We start from the raw sequence: 16,945 nt of genomic DNA, 5'->3' as shown, positions 1-16,945 counted from the left end.
CTTACGGCTTGATGTTCGCGTTCCGGTGGAACACGTTGTCCGGGTCGTACGTGCGCTTGATCTCGACCAGCCGGTCGTACTTGTCGCCGTACGTCGCCCGCAGCCGGCTCTCGTCGGACTCGGCCATTCCGTTGACGTAGCTGCCGATTCCCATCGAGTGGGGCTGTAACGCGTCCCAGAACGCCCGGACCCAGGCCGTCTCTGCTTCGTGCAGTTCCGGCACCGGACTGACCGCGATGGCGAACATCGCGTACCGATCGGTGCGCTGCCCGCCGAACGCGGTGGCGTCGTCGTCGACCTCCGAATACGCCTCGTTGAGCGGGTACAACAACACCGCTGACAGCGGCGAGTTCTTCCTCGGCACGTGCTCGGTGATGACTTCGATCGCGTCGTCGGTCAGGTCCTCGAGGTAGCAGCCCTTCTCGTAGTTCCACCGCCCCCAGTCGTTCGCCTCGTCCAGCGTCTGCTGGAGCGCGGTGAACGGCATCGGGGTGGCGAACTCGAACAGTGGCGGCAGCTCCGTGCGGATCTGCTCCAGTGTCTGCTCGTGCTCCTCCGGCGGGCCGAACCCGACGACCACCAGTCCGTAGCCAGGCTGGAAGTGGTACTGCTCCGGCACGAACGGCGCCGGCGGTGCGTTCAGGCACGCGGGCACCACGGTGATCTCCCGCGGCAGCGCCGGGGCCAGCTCGCGGGTCATCCGCAGCATGTCGGCGCCCTGGTCCAGGCCCCAGAACAGCAGACCGTAGTTGACCATCGGCCCGACCTCGTGCAGCCGGAACTCGAACTCGGTCACCACGCCGAAGTTGCCGCCGCCACCTCGGACCGCCCAGAACAGGTCGGCGTTCTCGTCCTCTGCCGCGCGCCGGATCTGACCGTCGGCGGTGACGATCTGGACCGATACCAGGTTGTCGATGCTGAGCCCGTGCTTCCGGGTCAGCCAGCCCATTCCACCGCCGAGCGTGAGCCCGGCGACACCGGTGTGCCCGACCATGCCGGCCGGCGCGGCGAGTCCGTACTCCTGCGTCGCCGCGTCCAGGTCACGCAGGAGGCTGCCACCGCCGACCCGAGCGAGACGCGCCTCCGGATCGACCGTCACCTGGTTCATCCGGCTGAGGTCGATCATCATGCCGTCGTCCACCGACGACTGGCCGGACATGCTGTGCGCACCACCCCGGACGGCGATCTCGAGCCCGTTCGCCACCGCGAACCGGACCGCGGCCGCGACGTGCTCGGCGGTCTGTGCTTGAGCGATCACGGCCGGCCGACGGTCATGCTGCGAGTTCCAGAGTCGCCGCGCGTCGTCGTACCCGTCCTCGCCTGGTGCCAGTACGGCGCCTGCCAGGGCCGTACGCAGGTCTTCGAATCCAGCTTCCGCAAGCTGAGTCATCTGATGTACCCCTCCCCGATGTGTTGCCGTCAAGCTAGGTGCCTGACCCCCTGTGGACAGCGTCCTTTAGGGCAGATCTTCGCGCGCTGTCTTCAGCCAGGGTTCAGAAAGGCCAGGTTTTCCACAAGGGCTCCGCATCGCGTTTGAGTGACAACTTCGTTGAGTGTCAGACTCGACCGCATGAGTGACGAGGAAATCCTCCGCCTGCTGCCGGTTGCCGCGCAGTTGGTTGCCGTCAGCGCCGATCAGGCTGACCTGCAGCTGGCCCGCCTGGGTGCGTACGACGAACGCGACCAAGCGCAGGTGGATCGTTGCCTGCAAGGGTTTCTGACCGCGCTTGTCCGTGCGGCCTGGGAGCGCGGCTGGGCGCCTGCCGATGTCGTGCAGCACGGCCGCCGTCAGCTGGAGGCAGGCGTCGAGCCGCTGCTACTGGCAGCGATCTCCTCAGAACACCAGGCCTACCAGCCCGCGACCATCGACCCACGCTGGCTCGACCAGCTCACCGACCTGGGCATCGGTTCGTTCGACGAGCTGAGTCTGACCCAGTGGGCAGCCGCGGCTCGCGTCGGCCGCTACCTGGCCCTCCATCACGCCCTCTTGCTCGCGGGCTTCCTCCAATCCCTGCCGATCCTGGCCCGCATCTATCCCCTGCCCGGTACGGCGGTACGAGGCCGAGGCCCTGTCGTACGCGCGGACGCCAAGATGCTGGCGCGGATCCGGGCACTCTTGGCGAAGGCGGAGGCGACGGAGTTTCCGGAGGAGGCCGAAGCTTTGTCGGGCAAGGCGCAGGAGTTGATGGCGAAGTTCTCGCTCGACCAGGCACTTGTCGAGGCAGGCCCCGAGATTCCGGACGACTCCGCGGCGCGGCGGTTGTGGGTCGATACGCCGTACGTCTCGGCCAAGGCACAGCTTGTCGGTGCGGTCGCGTCGGCGAACCGGTGCCGCACGGTGGTGATCGATCAGCTGGCCGTCGTCACCGTCGTCGGTGCCGAGCTCGATCTTCAGCTCACCGAGATCCTCAGTACTTCCCTGCTGGTGCAGGCGAATCGGGCAATGCTTGCCGCAGGCAAGCATATTGGCCGGCGCGGTGAGTCGCGGACCCGGTCGTTCCGGCAGTCCTTCCTGATGGCCTATGCGCAGCGGATCGGGGAGAGATTGCAGGCGACCACTGCGGCTGCGGAGGCCGCCGTACCAGAAGACCGACTGCTCCCGGTGCTGATCAAGCGGGAGGAGCAGGTGGACGCTTTGTTCACCCAGCTCTTCCCGAATACGACGACCCGGCGGACCAGGATCACCAACGGAGCCGGCTGGGAAGCCGGGCTGACCGCCGCCGATCAGGCGCAGCTCGACGCGCGGCGCGGTATCAGGACTTAACTGGCCGGAGACCGCACAAAACGATGTCGAGCAGGCGGTTGGCCGTCTCGGGCTCCATGTCCCGGCCCATGGTGATGCCGCCGACCAATCGCATCAGGTCCGGCAAGTCGATTTCGGGGCGGACGTCGCCGGCCGCCTTCGCCTTCGTCAGCAGCAGCTCACCGGCCTCCTGGACGTTCACCTTGCAGGCCCGGAAGAACGGCGACTCCTTGCCCAGGGCCTCCGTCAGTTCGACCGCCAGCGTCTTCTTGGAAACGCCGTACCCGACGAAGCTGCGCAGCCAGGCGGCCAGCGCGTCGAAGGGCTCGAGCTGGTCGGCGAAGCCGTAGGCGCGGTCGCAGACGCCCTGGATCTCGTCCACGTAGACGGCTTCGAGCAGGGCGACCCGGTTCGGGAAGCGCCGGTACAGCGTGCCGATGCCGACGCCGGCGCGGCGGGCGATCTCCTCGAGGGAGGTGTCGGTGCCGTGCTCGGCGAACGCCTCGCGCGCGGCCGTGACCAGCAGGTCGTAGTTGCGCGCCGCATCCGCGCGGGTCGGCCGCCTGGTCGGCAGCGGTGTCGAACCCAAATCGGCCTCCTTCACCGAACGTGACGATCGGTCCGCACAAAGTCGTCCTCGAAAATCGCTTGCAAAGCGGAGGGTGCCTCCGTATCGTATCCGGAGGAGCGCTCCGCTTTCTTCATCACAACTGTAGCCCCTTCGGGGTAGGGAGCAATATGTCGGCAACATCCTCAGGCCCGGCCGGCGCCGGATCCGGCACGCCCGCGCGGCGGCCGGGGGTAGTTCTCGCAGTCATCCTGATCACCCAGCTGATGGTGATCCTGGACGCCACCGTGGTGAACATCGCGATGCCGAAGATCCGGGAGGCCCTCGACTTCAGCCCGTCCAGTCTGTCCTGGGTGCAGAACGCCTACGCGCTCGCGTTCGGTGGTCTGCTCCTGCTCGGCGCCCGCGCCGGTGACCTGCTCGGTCGCCGCCGGGTATTCGTCACCGGAGTCAGCGTCTTCACGCTCGCCTCACTGCTCGGCGGTCTCGCGCCGAACGCGGAACTGCTGCTCGCCGCCCGCGTGCTGCAGGGCATCGGCGGCGCCATCGCCGCGCCGGCCGCTCTGACCCTGCTCATGCTCACCTATCGCGAAGGCCCCGAGCGGATGAAGGCACTCGGCTACTACAGCCTGGTGTCGTCCGGCGGCGGCAGCGTCGGCCTGGTCCTCGGAGGCATGATGACGGACTGGGCGTCCTGGCGCTGGGGCCTGTTCATCAACGTGCCGATCGGTATCGGCCTGGTCATCGCGGCCCGGCGGGTGCTGACCGAGACCGAGCCGGAGACCGGCCGGTTCGACGTGGCCGGCGCGCTCACCTCGACGCTCGGCATCACCTCGCTCGTCTACGGCTTCATCCGGGTCGCGGAGGTCGGGTGGTCGTCGGCCGAGGTGCTCGCCGCCTTCGCGGTGGGTGTGGTGCTGCTGGTGTCGTTCGTCCTGATCGAGCGCCGGGTGAGCCACCCGATCGTTCCGCTGCGGCTGTTCCGCTCGGCTCAGCGCTCGGCGTCGTACGTGACCATGCTGCTGGTGGTCGGGACGATGTTCGGGATGTTCTTCTTCCTCACGCAGTACCTGCAGGGTGTGCTCGAGCTCAGCCCGCTGGCGGCCGGCGTGTCCTTCCTGCCGCTGACCGGTCTGCTGTTCGCCGCGTCCCGGATCGTGCCGAAGCTAGTGGCCCGGATCGACGGCGGCAAACTGCTGGTCACCGGCTCCGTGCTGGTGACACTGGGCACGGTGTGGCTGACCCAGCTGGACGCCCAGAGCACGTATCTGCACGACGTGGTCGGGCCGATGCTGCTGTTCGGTCTGGGCGCAGGGATGATCTTCATCCCGCTGGTCGGCCGGGCCATCTCCGGTGTCGCTCCGGAGGACTCGGGTGCCGCGTCCGGCATGCTGAACGTGGTCCAGCAGGTCGGCGGTGCACTCGGCCTCGGCATCCTGGTCACCATCTTCGGTACGGCGAGCCGCAACTCGACCGCGACCACGCCGCACGACGTACTGACCGAAGGCGTGCACGCGGCCTTCATCGGCTCACTCGTCTACGCCGCCCTGAGCCTGACGATGATCGTCCTCACCGTCCGCCCCTGGACCTGGTTCCGGCGGCAGCCGATCGAGCCGACGCCTGAACCCGTGGTGGTCGACTCACACATCTGATGACGGATTCAGCGGTACGCCGATTATCGGCGTACCGCTGACCCATCAGAGCGGCAGCCCGTAGCTGACCCACTTGGAGGAGACGGAGAACCCGAGGCGCTCGTACAGGCCGAGGGCACCGGTCGGGTTGTCAGCGTCGACGCCGAGGCCGGCGCGCTGGTAGCCCGCCTCGGCTGCCTTGGCGAGGACCTTGGCCAGGGTTACCCGGGCCAGGCCGCGGCCGCGGTAGGACTTCACAGTCCCGACCTGGCCGATGTACAGGTCCCGGCTCCCGGTGACTTCCGTGTCGGCCTCCCATTCGTAGCCGAGTACGTACGCGGCGATCGTGGTGCCGTCGAGGACGACGTACGACATCCCACCGCGGAACGCCCGGGCCCCGGTGAACCATGTCTTCCAACTGTCGGCGTCCTTCGGGGTGGAGCCCCAGTGGTCCAGGAAGACCTCGTTGTGCGTCAGTCGCAACGCCTCGTCCATCGACGTGTCGAACGGCACCAGGCGCAGGCCGCCCTCGAGTGCGGCCGTCGGCACCGGCTGGTCCAGCGGACGCTTCATGTCGAAGAAATAGCGGCGCTCCTCGAAACCGAACTTCTGGAACAGCCGCTCCGCACCGACATTTGTGCTGATCCGGTTGCCGGTGACCTCACCGGGCGCCTCCGGGTGCTTGGCTGCGTGCAACTCGCCGGCCCGGTTCATCAGCCAGGGCATCAGCGCCGTACCGATACCGCGACGGCGCCACTCCGGGTGAACGGTTCCTTCGGTGCCGACCCGGTCGAGGTCGATCACCGTGTCGGAAGCGTGCAGCTTCCCATAGGCGATCATCCGGCCGTCGGCCCACAGACCAATGGTGTCCGTCGCCGGGTCGAGATGCGGGTCCTCCAGCTCGTCGACCAGGTCCTGAGCGTTGTAATTCTCGCCCTCCTGGTCGACCTCCTCCTTGGCGGCGAGCAACTCCGCCCACGCGTCCGCGTCACCCTTGTCGATCGGGCGCGCCTCAATCCCCTCCGGCCAACTCATGGCTTCGAAGGTACGGCGTTTCCGCGGGCCAGGACACCTGAATTACTGCAGCCGCTCAGCCAGCCAGCGGACCGCGAGCGGGTACCGGTACTCGATGCCGCCGTGCTTTCCCTCGAACAACTCGAAGTGCAGCCGCTCGTCCGGCACGCCGACCTTTTGAGCGGCGCGGTGGAAGGCAGTGGCGCCCAGGTCGAGGTAGTACTCGTCCTGCTTGCCGGCGTCGATCCACACCGCCCGCATCGAGCGGAGTGCATCGGCGTACTGCGGCTGGCGCACCATCTCTACCGGGTCGCGGGTCAGCCAGCGTTCCCAGATCTCCGGGATGACCACGCCCAGGTCGTCGTATGGAAGAAGGACAGTGCCGTCTGGCTCAGCGGAGTACGCCGCGGAGTAGCCGTAGATCTCGACCAGCTGCAGGTCCTCGTGAGTGTTCTGCCCGGCGCGGCTGTGGAAGGACTCGAAGAAGGTGTCGTAGCTGCCGTCGTACTTGTAGCGCAGCAACCGTGCCAGGTTGGGGAACTCGGGCCGGTAGGCCAGGTCGAAGCAGGCGTCGCCGGCGTGGGTCGCGAGAGCGCCAAAGAGGTCCGGCCGCAACAGCGGCGTCACCATCGCCGCATAGCCGCCGCTGGACTTCCCAGTGATCGCACGGTGGTCGCGGTCAGCGAGAGTCCGATAGCGGGCGTCGACCCAGGGAACGATCTCGTCGCACAGGTACGAGTGGTACTGCCCAGTGCCAGGGGAGTCGAGGTACTGGCTGCCGCCGACCCTGGTCCACGCGTCGACGAACACCACGATTGCTGGCGGTACGTCGTCCTCCTGGAACAACGCGTCGAGCAACTCCGGGTAGGGCTGCCGGAACGGCATCCGGTTGAACCACATGCCGAGGTGCCCGGTGTACCCCATCGCGACGTAGATCGTCGGGTAGCGGCGGTCGGACTCGTCGTACCCCGGTGGCAGGTAGACCAGCACCGGACGCTCGTGCGGGTCACCGAGCGGATTCCCGCGCAGCAAGGTGCTGTCGTACGTCGTCTGCTCGAACCGCCCGGCGAGTTCCGCGGACCACGGCAACATCGGCAACCTCCTACATCGCGTCTGGAGCCTCAATCCCAAGGAGGCCGAGTCCATCCTGCAACACCTTCCGCGTCGCGGTGCAGAGTGCGATCCGGCTCGCCCTGGTCTCGCCTTCGCTGGTCAGCACCGGGCACTGCTCGTAGAACACCGACAACGCCGTCGCCACGTCGTAGAGATACGTGCACAGCCGATGCGGCTGAAGCGTCTCAGCCACCTGTACGACGACATCCGCGAAGCCGCTCAGGATCAGCGCCAGCCGCTCCTCGGCCGGCTCCTGCAAAACGGTCACGTCACCGGCGCTCATGCCGGCCTTGGTGAGCAGCCGCGTCAACCGCGCATGGGCGTACTGCAGGTACGGGCCAGTGTTGCCGGTCATCGAGACCATCCGGTCCAGGTCGAACACGTAGTCGTTGCCCCGGTCGCTGGACAGGTCGGCGTACTTCACCGCTCCGATCCCGACTGCCCGGGCAGTCGCTCCCCGATCGATACCTTCCCGGCCCTCCAGCAACGAGTCCGCCCGCGCGACCGCCTCGTCGAGCAGGGCAACCAGCTTGATGGTCCCGCCGTCCCTGGTTTTGAAGGGCTTTCCGTTCGCCGCGAGCACGGTGCCAAAGCCAACATGCTCGGCGGTCGTCGTCGGCGGCAACCAACCGGCCATCCGGGCAAGGGCGAAGATCTGCTCGAAATGCAGCGACTGCCGATGGTCGACGACGTACACGATCCGGTCGGCGTGCAAGGTGTTCACCCGATGCCGGATCGCGGCCAGATCCGTCGTACTGTAAAGGAAACCGCCGTCGGACTTCCGGATGATCACCGGGAGCGGGGTGCCGTCCCTACCAGTGAATCCAGGCAGGAACGCGCACAACGCGCCGTCCGATTCAGTCACCAGGCCGGCGGCGTCGAGCTCATCAACGACGTTTTGCAGATCGTCGTTGTATGCACTCTCACCGACGACGTCCGCCCGCCTCAGCCCTGACCCGAGCAGGGCATAGACCTGCTCGAAATCGTCCAGCGACACCTCGACCATCCGCCGCCAGCTCGCCAGCGTTTCCGGATCGCCGGACTGCAGCAGCACCACCCGTGCCCGGGACAGGTCCGCGAAGTTGCCATCGGCATCAAAATGCTTCCGGCTCCGTTCGTAGAGCAGCTGCAATCCCTCCAGATCAAGGGATTCCGCCGTCAGGCCGTCGGCCAGCAGCTGCTCGATCATCATCCCGTACTGCGTGCCCCAATCGCCGACGTGGTTCTGCCGGACGACGTCGTATCCGAGGTAAGCGAGCACATTGCAGAGCGCGTCGCCGATCACCGTCGACCGCAGATGACCGACGTGCATCTGCTTGGCGACGTTGGGCTGCGAGTAGTCGACGACCACCCGCTTGCCTGTCGGGTTGAAGCTGACCGGCTGGTTGACCGCGGCTGCGAGAGTCGACGGCAGCAGCGTCAGGTTGATGAAACCTGGGCCGGCAATCTGTAGATCACAGAGGTCGTCGAGGGACAGGGCATCGACCAGACGCACGGCGACCTCCCGCGGCGGCCGCCCCAGCGTGTTGGCGATCCGCAGCGCGAGATTGCTCTGGTAGTGCCCGAACTCCGGCTTCGTCGCCGCCCGCAGCTCAGGGTCGAGTTCGCCGTACGGCGAACCGAAAGCGGCCACGGCGGCAGCGGAGAATCTGGTGGCAAGAACAGGCAGAACAGCGGACATGATGGGTCCTTCGGAAGACGCACTGGAACAAGGCTGGGATGTTCAGACAGTGCGTCGTCGTCGCAGCACGGACCGCAGGCTCGCGGACTCCGGGTGCGTCGACATGTCAGCCATTATGCATGAAGTACGGCGAGGGCGCAGGCTTCCGCTCCGCCAGCGGCACGATCGGCGGCAGGTCGGTCTCGCCGAGAAACACCCGGCGGACCACCCGCTCGGCCGCGCGGCCATCGTCGTACTCGCAGAACTTCTCCCGGTACAGCTGCCGGTGCTTCGCGGCCTCCGCCGATGCGAAAGCCCCTGTCTGCAAGGCGGTCAGCAGCTCCTCGGGCGAGCGCGCGATCAGCCCCGGTGGAAGCTCGGTGATGTCGAAGTAGGTCCCGCGCCGGCTGTCGTAGAAACCCTTGTCCTCGATCATCAGCATGATCGGCCGGTCCAGGTTCGCGTAGTCGAAGGTGATGGAGGAATAGTCCGAGATCAGTACGTCGGCCGCCAGCAGCAGGTCCTCGACGCGTGGGTACCTGGACACATCCGTCACCGTGCCCGAGTGCGCTTCCGGTGCCGCGGACAACGAATAGTGCGTCCGGACCAGCACCCGTCCATGGTCGCCGGCTGCGGCCGCCAGCCGGTCCAGGTCGAGCTGAACGCCCGTTCCACCGAGGTCCACCAGACCAGTGGGCAGCCGCACTGAGTCCACGCCGTCGCGGAAGGTCGGCGCGTACAAGACCACCAGGTTCGAGTCGTCGAACCCGAACGAGGCCCGGATCGCCCGGACGTCGTCGATGGTCGAGTTGATCAGCCGGTCGTTCCGCGGATACCCGTACTCGAGTTCCTCGAAGTACGCCGGATAGGCCCGCTCCCAGATCTCCGAGGAGTAGCGGTTCGAGGAGACGCTGAAATCCCAGCGATCGCTCTGGCGCATCAGCTCCTCGAGGTCGAGGTCCTTGCCGGCCTCCGGGAAGTTGCGCAGATCCGTCCCCATCGACTTCAGTGGCGTGCCGTGGTGGGTCTGGATATGGATCTGCCCCTCGCGCTTCTCCAGCTCCTTCGGCCAGTTCATGTTGCTGATGAAGTACGTCGCCTTGTCCAGCAGCTTCTGGTACGCCGGTGAGCCCGCGACGACGTACTCGACGCCTTCCGGGATCACACTCACGTAGTCCGGGTCGACCACCCAGACGCCGCGCAGCTGCGGCGCCAGCTCGGCCGCCTTCTCGTAGATCGCCCGCGGGTTGCAGGCGAACTGCTTGCCCCAGTACGAGATGTACGCCGCCAGGTTCGGGTCGAGCTTGCCACGGTGCAGCAGCTTCCCGACGGTCTTGCGCGCACTCGGCACCTGCAGCACCTTCGCGCTCAGCTTGAGCGTCGAGTACGTCGCGTAGTCGTCGTGGATGAGCATCCAGCGTTTGAACCCGCGGCCGGTGCGGTCGGCGCCGTACCCCTCCGGCTTCCACCGCTTGGCGAACTCATGGGCAGCGTGGAAGAACTCGGCCCGGTCGTCCGGATCGATCCGCTCCGGCTTCGCGAGTACGGCGAGGATGTGGTCCAGCGAGCGGTCGAAGGCGAACCGCCGCCAGCCGGCCAGCTCCGGATCGGACTGGATGAACGCGTGCACCCGGTCGTACTGGTCGAAGATGTCCCACTGCCGGCGGCCGCCGGTGGCGTGGATGTTGCCGCCGGTCCGGTGCTGGCGGTAGTGCACGACAACCCGGTCCAGCGTCGCGATCCGCTCGGCGGTGAGCATGGTCGAGTACGTCCAGGGCGCGTCCTCGTAGAAGCCGGCGGTGAAGGCGAACCCGTGCCGGGCGAGGAACTCGCGGCGGTACGCCTTGTTCCAGACCACCTCGAGGAAGGTGAGGAAGATCGGCCGCTCGGCCGCGGTGAAGACGCCCGCGCCCTCCCGGGCGAACGCGTCGTGCCGCTGGTTGCGGACCACCCGGCCGTCCCAGAAGATCCGCTCGTAGTCGAACATCACGATGTCCGGCTCGTCGGTCGCCTCGATCCGGGCCGCGATCCCCTCCAGCGAGCCGGGCAGGTACACGTCGTCGGCGTCGAGGAACAGCACGTAGTCGCCGCGGCACTCCTTCAGCCCGGCGTTCCGGGTCAGTCCGAGGCCGACGTTCTCCGGCAGGTGCAGCGCCCGCACCCGCGGGTCGGCGGCGGCGTACTCGTCCAGGATCCGGCCGGACCCGTCCGGGCTGGCGTCATCCACCCCGATGATCTCGAAGTCGGTGAACGACTGGCTCAGTACCGAGTCGAGGCACGGTCGCAGCCAGGCCCGGGAGGCATGGCAGGGGACCACGATGCTGAACCTGGGGACGATGCCGAGCGCCATGCCACGTCATCCTAGGCTGCGGTCATGGGAAGTGACGTGTTCGAGCCATTGGCTGGTCTGGAGGGGGTCGGGTCGGCGGCCCAGGCGGCCCGCGACGCGGTCGACGTACTGCTGCGGGACCGCGGCCTGCGCAAGGTCGGCTCGGAGGTGACCGCCGAGGCGCTGCTCCGGGGCGCCCACGCCTCCGCCGCCCTGGCCGGCAGCCCGGCGACCCTCGACGAGGTACGACGTGGGCCCGTCGACGGACTGGCTTCCGGTGCAGTCCGGATGACCGGCGAGCTCATGCGGCTGGCTCCGCAGATGGACACGGCGCCGGTGCAGGTCTGGACCAGACTGCACCAGTTGGCCGCCGTCGACCTCGGCCCGGACCAAGAGCTGGGCCATCTCCGGACCAGTCGTGAACCGGTGCCGGACGACATCCCTGGGCTGCCGCCGGCACCGTCGGCGGACGAGATGTGGGACCGGCTGAGCGCTCTCGCGCAGAACCTGACCCAGCCGACCAAGGCACCCGGTCTGGTCGTCGCGGCGATCGTCCATGCCGAGCTGGCCATCCTGCGGCCCTTCCTGACCGCGAACGGATTGGTTGCCCGGGCGGCCGAGCGCTGCGTGTTAGTTGCCCGAGGCATCGATCCGGTCGCGGTCACGGTGCCGGAGGCCGGTCACTATGAGTTGGCGGGTTCGTACCCGTCGGCGCTCGGTGACTACGCAGCGCGAGGGTTGACCGGCGTCCGTGACTGGTTGCTGCGCAGCTGCGAGGTCGTGACACTCGGTGCCGAGCGGTCGCCGCTGGCTTCGTGAGCGACCGGTCCGGACATGCGAACGGCGTCCTCTGACGAGAACGCCGGTCGCTGGCACGTCACCCTGGTTACCATGCGTGCACCTTGTCTGCCGCCACAGGACTTGCCTGGGTCGTGCTGCCCGTTTGGGATGGGCTGGTCGCCGCGTGGGTGCCGGGGTGCCGTGCAATCTCTACCGGACCCGAAGGTCCTTTGTGTCTCCTTTGTACTCCTGAAAACCCTTTCTGTGAAGGGCTTACGCGGCCTTCATGGAGTTGAGAAGAATGAAGTCGACTTCAGCTTCAGGCCTCGTCGGCGGCCGGCCGGGAGCGCCGGCGAGCGGCGTACAACAGTCCCCAGGCGGCCAGTCCGGCGACCGCAACGGTGGTCATCGCGGGACGTCGTACCTGGCGAAACCGGGATTGTTCGGCCAGGCCGACCGGCTCGCTGAAGTCGAGCACCGGCCAGTCTCGCGACACCGCGAGACGGCGTAGCGCCTTGTCCGGATTGACCGCGTGCGGATGACCGACGGCGGCCAGCATCGGTTCGTCGGTGACGGAATCCGAGTAGGCGTAGGAGTTCCGCAGGTCGTAACCCTCGGCAGCCGCCAGCGTGTGCATCGCGGTCGCCTTGTGCGGGCCGTAGGCGTACTCCGCGATCTCGCCGGTGTACTTGCCGTCGGCAACTACCATCCGGGTGGCGATCACCTTGTCCGCTCCGAGCATCGCGCCGATCGGCTCGACCACCTCCGCCCCCGACGACGACACGATCACCACGTCCCGGCCGGCCGCGTGGTGCTGCTCGATCAGCTCGACCGCCTCCTCGTGGATCATCGGCGTGACGATGTGGTGCAGGGTGTCGGCCACGATCGCCTTCACCGTCGCCACGTCCCAGCCGGTGCACATCGCGGAGAGGTACTCGCGCATTCGTTCCATCTGGTCGTGATCCGCGCCGCCGAGCAGATAGACGAACTGGGCGTAGGCGCTGCGCAGCACGGTCCGGCGGTTGATCAGCCCGCCGGCGTAGAACGGCCGGGAGAACGCGAGGGTGCTGGAACGGGCGATTATGGTCTTGTCCAGATCGAAGAAGGCGGCCGATCGGGCCGTCCCAGGGTGCGCCATGGGGTCGAGCATAGGCAGCTCGGAGAAACGCCGGGGGACCCGGGCTTTTGTGTTGACCGGTCTCCCGTTAGACTGTTTGCCAGTGTGACAGTGACACTGGCTCGGGAGCGCCTGATCGGCGATCCCGGCGCCCGGCAAAAGTGCATCTGGTTGAAATCGAACCGAGATGTGTGGACGCCGGACTTGGGGGGTACATACTCCCTGACAGTGGCAGACTGTCGCCTCCTGATCGGCCCCCGGCTCCTCCCCCCGAGCCCGTGGCCGAAGACGGCCCCCGGTCACCCCCCCGCCGGGGGCCGTCGCCTTTCCCGGTAATTGTCAAAGAACTGTATATTTCTCAGCTTTGTTCGCGTGAGAGCGCGGACACTTTATGCAGAGTCTTGACAATGTAGTTAGGCAGTCACAGTTTGTAAGTCATGAGAACGCCTGCGCACCGCCCCATGGGCAGGCTGGGAGCCCTCGGCGTCTGTTCCGAGGACGAGCAGCTCTATCGAGCCCTTCTGGTCCGGCCGGAATCGACGACGTCCCAGTTGGCCGCCGACACCGGCTGGCCGGCCACCCGCGTCGGCCGCCATCTCCGATCCCTGCTGGCCCTCGGCCTGGCCTCCCGAACACCGGGTCGCCCCGCTCAGTACGTGCCCGCTGTGCCGGAGGCCGCCGTGGAGCTGCTGGCCCTGCGGAAGCAGGCCGCCATCGTCGAGGCCAGGCTGGGTGCGTCGGTACTCACGGCTGAGTTCAGAGCCCGGAATGACGCGTGCAATGTGATTCGTGGAGCTTCGGCGATTACGCAGCGCTTCTCCCAGGCTCAGCAATGTGCGCAGAGTGAGGTGCTGGTCCTTGACTGGCCACTCGAGCTGGGCCGGGTGCCCGGAGTCTCCTACCGGGTTGTCCACGACATGGCGTCGCTAGCGGAGCCGGGTGACGTGGCAGCAGCTACGGGTTGCCGCATCCTGCGCGACGTACCGGTGCAGCTGGTTGTGGTGGATCGGACGACTGGCCTGCTGCACACCGCTCCAGAGGTAGTCGTGGAGCTGGGGCCGTCGAGTCTGCTGGACGGGTTGCTGCGGTTGTTCGAGCTGCTGTGGCAGCAGGCGGCTCCGCTCTCTCCGTCGGCACCCGAGGGCCCGCTGAGCTTCGAGGATCGTCAGCTGCTGGCGCTGGCCGCAGCTGGGCTCACGGACCAGGCGATCGCCCGCCGGCTCGGTGTGGCGCAACGGACGGTCGAGCGGCGGATGCAGCGGATCCTGAAAGCGCTGGACGCCACTACTCGCTTCCAGGCCGGTCTTCGTGCGGGTCAGCGCGGACTGCTCGTCTAATCGGTCACGTCGGCGACGGTGGCGTTGAGCGCTTTGACCAGGTCGTCGGCGCTGACGGTGATGCCGACGCCGTGGTCGCCGCCGCCGATGGAGATGGTCCCGGTGATCCGCTCGTCGGCGATGACCGGCCAGGTGTGCGTGCTGCCGAGCGGAGTGATCGTGCCGCGGACGTAGCCGGTCACGGCGAAGGCTGTGTCCTTGTCCGGCATCGAGATGCGGTTGACGCCCAGCAGTGCGCGCAGCTTCGGCCAGGCGATCTCCCGGTCGCCAGGCGCCAGCACGAACCGGTAGTCGTCGTCGGCCAGTCGCACCACGATCGTCTTGATCAGGCTGGCTGGTTCGATCCCTCGGGCGGCCGCGGCTTCCTCGAGTGAGTTGACCCGGCCGTGCCTGGTCACCTCGTAGTTCAGGCCCAGTTGGTCGGCAGCATCGATCGCTCTGGTCACCCGGCTAGTTTTGCATCTTGCTGGGAATGTTCCTCAGCAGCAGAGCCAGCACCACGGCGACAGCGAACAGCACCCCGGCCTCGAGTGCGACACCACTCCAGCCTGCGCGACTCCACGCCGTACCGGCTAAACCGCCGAAGACGGACGAGCCGACGTAGAAGGAGAAGAGATAGATGCTGGCGGCCTGTCCGGTGCCGCCGCCACCGGCATGCGCCCGTACGGCGACCCAGCCGCCCGCCACGCCGTGTACGGCGAAGAAGCCTGCGGTCATCACAGCGAGCCCGATGACGATCAGTGGGAGTGGCGCAGCCAGAGTGATCGCCACGCCGGCCACTCTGACCAGACAACCAACCGGGACGACGCTCCGACGCCCGTACCGGTCAGCAAGTCGGCCTGCCGCGGCTGAACTGGCTGAACCGAAGAGATAGACACTGAAGAGCAGTCCGATCGGCCCTGCTCCGAGGTCGTACGGAGAATCCGATAGCCGGAAGACAGCTCCGTTGTAGACGGCGACGAACGCGCCCACCACGGTCGCTGCGACGCCGTACAGCGCTAGGAGCGCCGGGTCCCGCAGTACTCGACCTGTCTGGACGGTTGGTGAGGTCGCGTGGAAGTTCCGTGAGTCCGGAAGTAGCAGCCACACCACTACGGTGCACAGCACCCCTAGAGCCGCGATTCCGCCGGACGCCAGCCGCCAGCCTCCGAGGTCAGCAAGGCCGCCTGCGATCAGACGACCTGCCATGCCGCCGACGCCGGTGCCTGCGATGTAGAGACCGCTCGCCCGCGCGTGACTGCTCTCGTGGACCTCTTCCCGGAGGTAGGCCATCGCTACGGCCGGCAGTCCGGCCATCGCGACACCCTGCAGGCCTCGCGCCGCGAGCAGGGTGTGCCAGGTCGGCGCGACCGCTACCAGGATCGCGAAGAAGGCCGAGCCCGCGACGGACCAGCGCATGAGCACGGTACGCCCGTAGCGTTCCGACAAGGGGCCTGCGATCAGGAGGGCGATCGCGAGGCCGAACGTGGCGAAGGACACGCTGAACGCGCTTTGGCTGGGTGAGACGCCGTACGCCTCGACCAGGTCGGGAAGCAGCGCCTGGGTGCTGTAAAGCAGTGCGAAGGTCGCCAGGCCCGCCGCGAAGAGCGCGATCGACAGGCGACGGTACCCGGGGTCGCCGGGCAGGTAGCCAGACCTGGTGGCGAGGGCTTTGTGCATACCTTCGACGGTGCCAAAGGTTCTGCGATACGTAAAATGTCGATCTCAGCAGTAATCGATACGCTGATGGTATGCATGTCGAAGATCTGCGCTGGTTCGTCGTACTCGCGGAAGCCGAACATCTGACCGAGGCGGCCGCGGCGCTGGGCACCAGCCAGCCGAATCTGTCCCGCTCGCTACGCCGGGTGGAGAGCGCGTTCGGGGTCCAGCTCTTCGAGCGTGAGCACCGGGGCGTGCGGCTGAACCCGTACGGACGGCTGGTCCTGGAGGCCGCTCGGGCGGGGACAGCTGCCGTCGACACGGCCCGGCAGCGGATCGACGCCTTGCTCGACCCCGAGTCCGGGGTGGTCCGGCTGGCGTTTCTGCACTCCGTCGCGACGAGCCTGATGCCGGATCTGCTGAAGGCCTTCCGCGAACTCGCGCCGAATGTGCGGTTCGCGCTTCGGCAGGAGGCGGGTCATGACATCGTCCACGACCTCGAGACCGGCGAGGCCGAGATCGGGATCATCTCGCCCCGGCCGGACCCTGCGGTGTTCGGGTGGCATCTGCTCGAGCGGCAGCGGCTGTGTCTGCACGTCCCGCCGGGGCATGCGCTGGCCGACCGGCGGAGGGTCGAGCTGGCGGCGGCTGCCGAGGAGCCGTTCGTCGGGCTACGGCCCGGGTTCGGCTTCCGGCGGGTGACGGACGAGCTCTGTCGCGCGGCCGGGTTCGCTCCTCAGTTGGCGTTCGAGGCGACCGACCTCGCGACCATCGACAGCCTCGTCGGCGCCGGCCTTGGGGTCGCGATCATCCCGTCCGGCTCCGTCCGAGGGAATGAGAGCGGTGCGGTCTCGGTGCCGCTGGCCGGCGTACAGGCCCGCCGGGAGATCGGCCTGAGCTGGCGGCTCCGGACGCCGTTGACACCGGCCGCGGAGCGGTTCCGGACGTTCGTCGGTGAGCGAGTACCGGTATCGACCGGATGAGGGGTACGGCGGCGCGCTGTGGGCGCACCGCC

General features: G+C 67.5%; 14 protein-coding genes. 5 read left to right on the top strand and 9 right to left on the bottom strand.

All coding sequences use genetic code 11. The annotated features are described in order from the left end of the window. Position 1: 1 nt before the first annotated feature. The gene (locus tag EV646_RS16170) at positions 2 to 1,390 is read right to left on the bottom strand and encodes an FAD-binding oxidoreductase (protein WP_132149262.1); all 1,389 of its coding nucleotides are present in this window, start codon (positions 1,388 to 1,390) and stop codon (positions 2 to 4) included. 180 nt (positions 1,391 to 1,570) lie between these two features. Between EV646_RS16170 and EV646_RS16165 the strand changes: the two genes are divergently transcribed. Beyond that, positions 1,571 to 2,764, top strand: a complete 1,194-nt coding sequence (locus EV646_RS16165) for a DUF2786 domain-containing protein (RefSeq protein ID WP_241996027.1) — start codon at positions 1,571 to 1,573, stop codon at positions 2,762 to 2,764. On the opposite strand, the gene EV646_RS16160 is transcribed toward EV646_RS16165, so the two are convergent. Beyond that, positions 2,754 to 3,332 carry a TetR/AcrR family transcriptional regulator gene (locus tag EV646_RS16160; RefSeq protein WP_241996026.1) on the bottom strand — a complete coding sequence of 193 codons (579 nt, stop codon included), beginning with the start codon at positions 3,330 to 3,332 and terminating at the stop codon, positions 2,754 to 2,756. The two genes, EV646_RS16165 and EV646_RS16160, sit on opposite strands and share 11 nt — an antisense overlap. A gap of 149 nt (positions 3,333 to 3,481) precedes the next feature. Between EV646_RS16160 and EV646_RS16155 the strand changes: the two genes are divergently transcribed. Then, a complete protein-coding gene (locus EV646_RS16155) occupies positions 3,482 to 4,963 on the top strand; it encodes an MFS transporter (RefSeq protein WP_132149258.1) in 1,482 nt (493 codons plus the stop codon). A 45-nt stretch (positions 4,964 to 5,008) separates the two neighbouring features. Here the strand turns inward: EV646_RS16155 and EV646_RS16150 are convergent, their stop codons facing one another. From EV646_RS16150 to EV646_RS16135, 4 genes are all read right to left on the bottom strand, one after another. After that, a complete protein-coding gene (locus tag EV646_RS16150; protein WP_132149256.1) occupies positions 5,009 to 5,977 on the bottom strand; it encodes a GNAT family N-acetyltransferase in 969 nt (322 codons plus the stop codon). A gap of 42 nt (positions 5,978 to 6,019) precedes the next feature. Continuing rightward, positions 6,020 to 7,048, bottom strand: coding sequence for an alpha/beta hydrolase-fold protein (locus tag EV646_RS16145; protein WP_132149254.1), 1,029 nt, complete (start codon positions 7,046 to 7,048; stop codon positions 6,020 to 6,022). A gap of 10 nt (positions 7,049 to 7,058) precedes the next feature. Further along, positions 7,059 to 8,750, bottom strand: a complete 1,692-nt coding sequence (argS, locus tag EV646_RS16140; protein ID WP_132149252.1) for an arginine--tRNA ligase — start codon at positions 8,748 to 8,750, stop codon at positions 7,059 to 7,061. 106 nt (positions 8,751 to 8,856) lie between these two features. Beyond that, a complete protein-coding gene (locus tag EV646_RS16135) occupies positions 8,857 to 11,079 on the bottom strand; it encodes a bifunctional glycosyltransferase/CDP-glycerol:glycerophosphate glycerophosphotransferase (RefSeq protein WP_132149250.1) in 2,223 nt (740 codons plus the stop codon). Positions 11,080 to 11,103: 24 nt separating this feature from the next. Here EV646_RS16135 and EV646_RS16130 point away from each other — a divergent pair, with 24 nt between their 5' ends. After that, positions 11,104 to 11,877: a Fic family protein gene (locus tag EV646_RS16130; protein WP_132149248.1), complete on the top strand. Its 774-nt coding sequence runs from the start codon at positions 11,104 to 11,106 to the stop codon at positions 11,875 to 11,877. A gap of 280 nt (positions 11,878 to 12,157) precedes the next feature. Here EV646_RS16130 and EV646_RS16125 read toward each other — a convergent pair whose 3' ends face one another. Then, a complete protein-coding gene (locus EV646_RS16125) occupies positions 12,158 to 12,988 on the bottom strand; it encodes an HAD family hydrolase (RefSeq protein WP_132149246.1) in 831 nt (276 codons plus the stop codon). Positions 12,989 to 13,392: 404 nt separating this feature from the next. On the opposite strand from EV646_RS16125, the gene EV646_RS16120 reads away from it, so the two are divergent. Further along, complete coding sequence (locus tag EV646_RS16120) at positions 13,393 to 14,292, top strand: helix-turn-helix domain-containing protein (protein WP_132149244.1); 900 nt, start codon at positions 13,393 to 13,395, stop codon at positions 14,290 to 14,292. Here EV646_RS16120 and EV646_RS16115 read toward each other — a convergent pair. Beyond that, on the bottom strand, positions 14,289 to 14,738 hold the full coding sequence (locus EV646_RS16115) for an aminoacyl-tRNA deacylase (RefSeq protein ID WP_132149242.1): 450 nt from the start codon (positions 14,736 to 14,738) through the stop codon (positions 14,289 to 14,291). The genes EV646_RS16120 and EV646_RS16115 overlap by 4 nt on opposite strands. Positions 14,739 to 14,742: 4 nt before the next feature. Next, positions 14,743 to 15,951: an MFS transporter gene (locus tag EV646_RS16110; protein ID WP_132149240.1), complete on the bottom strand. Its 1,209-nt coding sequence runs from the start codon at positions 15,949 to 15,951 to the stop codon at positions 14,743 to 14,745. Between the two features lie 71 nt (positions 15,952 to 16,022). Between EV646_RS16110 and EV646_RS16105 the strand changes: the two genes are divergently transcribed. Beyond that, entirely contained in the window at positions 16,023 to 16,913 is an 891-nt protein-coding gene (locus EV646_RS16105) for a LysR family transcriptional regulator (protein WP_132149238.1), read from the top strand. The last annotated feature ends 32 nt before the right edge of the window (positions 16,914 to 16,945 follow it).

The sequence above is a fragment of the Kribbella antiqua genome (genome assembly GCF_004345665.1).
In the GTDB taxonomy this organism is placed as follows: domain Bacteria; phylum Actinomycetota; class Actinomycetes; order Propionibacteriales; family Kribbellaceae; genus Kribbella; species Kribbella antiqua.
This window is presented reverse-complemented; position numbering and strand designations above follow the sequence as displayed.

What these genes read in the sequence shown, in the direction of transcription:
- EV646_RS16170 (WP_132149262.1), bottom strand. Translation starts at nt 1,390, where the DNA reads ATGACTCAGCTTGCGGAAGCTGGATTCGAAGACCTGCGTACGGCCCTG.
- EV646_RS16165 (WP_241996027.1), top strand. Translation starts at nt 1,571, where the DNA reads ATGAGTGACGAGGAAATCCTCCGCCTGCTGCCGGTTGCCGCGCAGTTG.
- EV646_RS16155 (WP_132149258.1), top strand. Translation starts at nt 3,482, where the DNA reads ATGTCGGCAACATCCTCAGGCCCGGCCGGCGCCGGATCCGGCACGCCC.
- EV646_RS16150 (WP_132149256.1), bottom strand. Translation starts at nt 5,977, where the DNA reads ATGAGTTGGCCGGAGGGGATTGAGGCGCGCCCGATCGACAAGGGTGAC.
- EV646_RS16145 (WP_132149254.1), bottom strand. Translation starts at nt 7,048, where the DNA reads ATGTTGCCGTGGTCCGCGGAACTCGCCGGGCGGTTCGAGCAGACGACG.
- argS (WP_132149252.1), bottom strand. Translation starts at nt 8,750, where the DNA reads ATGTCCGCTGTTCTGCCTGTTCTTGCCACCAGATTCTCCGCTGCCGCC.
- EV646_RS16135 (WP_132149250.1), bottom strand. Translation starts at nt 11,079, where the DNA reads ATGGCGCTCGGCATCGTCCCCAGGTTCAGCATCGTGGTCCCCTGCCAT.
- EV646_RS16130 (WP_132149248.1), top strand. Translation starts at nt 11,104, where the DNA reads ATGGGAAGTGACGTGTTCGAGCCATTGGCTGGTCTGGAGGGGGTCGGG.
- EV646_RS16125 (WP_132149246.1), bottom strand. Translation starts at nt 12,988, where the DNA reads ATGCTCGACCCCATGGCGCACCCTGGGACGGCCCGATCGGCCGCCTTC.
- EV646_RS16120 (WP_132149244.1), top strand. Translation starts at nt 13,393, where the DNA reads ATGAGAACGCCTGCGCACCGCCCCATGGGCAGGCTGGGAGCCCTCGGC.
- EV646_RS16110 (WP_132149240.1), bottom strand. Translation starts at nt 15,951, where the DNA reads ATGCACAAAGCCCTCGCCACCAGGTCTGGCTACCTGCCCGGCGACCCC.
- EV646_RS16105 (WP_132149238.1), top strand. Translation starts at nt 16,023, where the DNA reads ATGCATGTCGAAGATCTGCGCTGGTTCGTCGTACTCGCGGAAGCCGAA.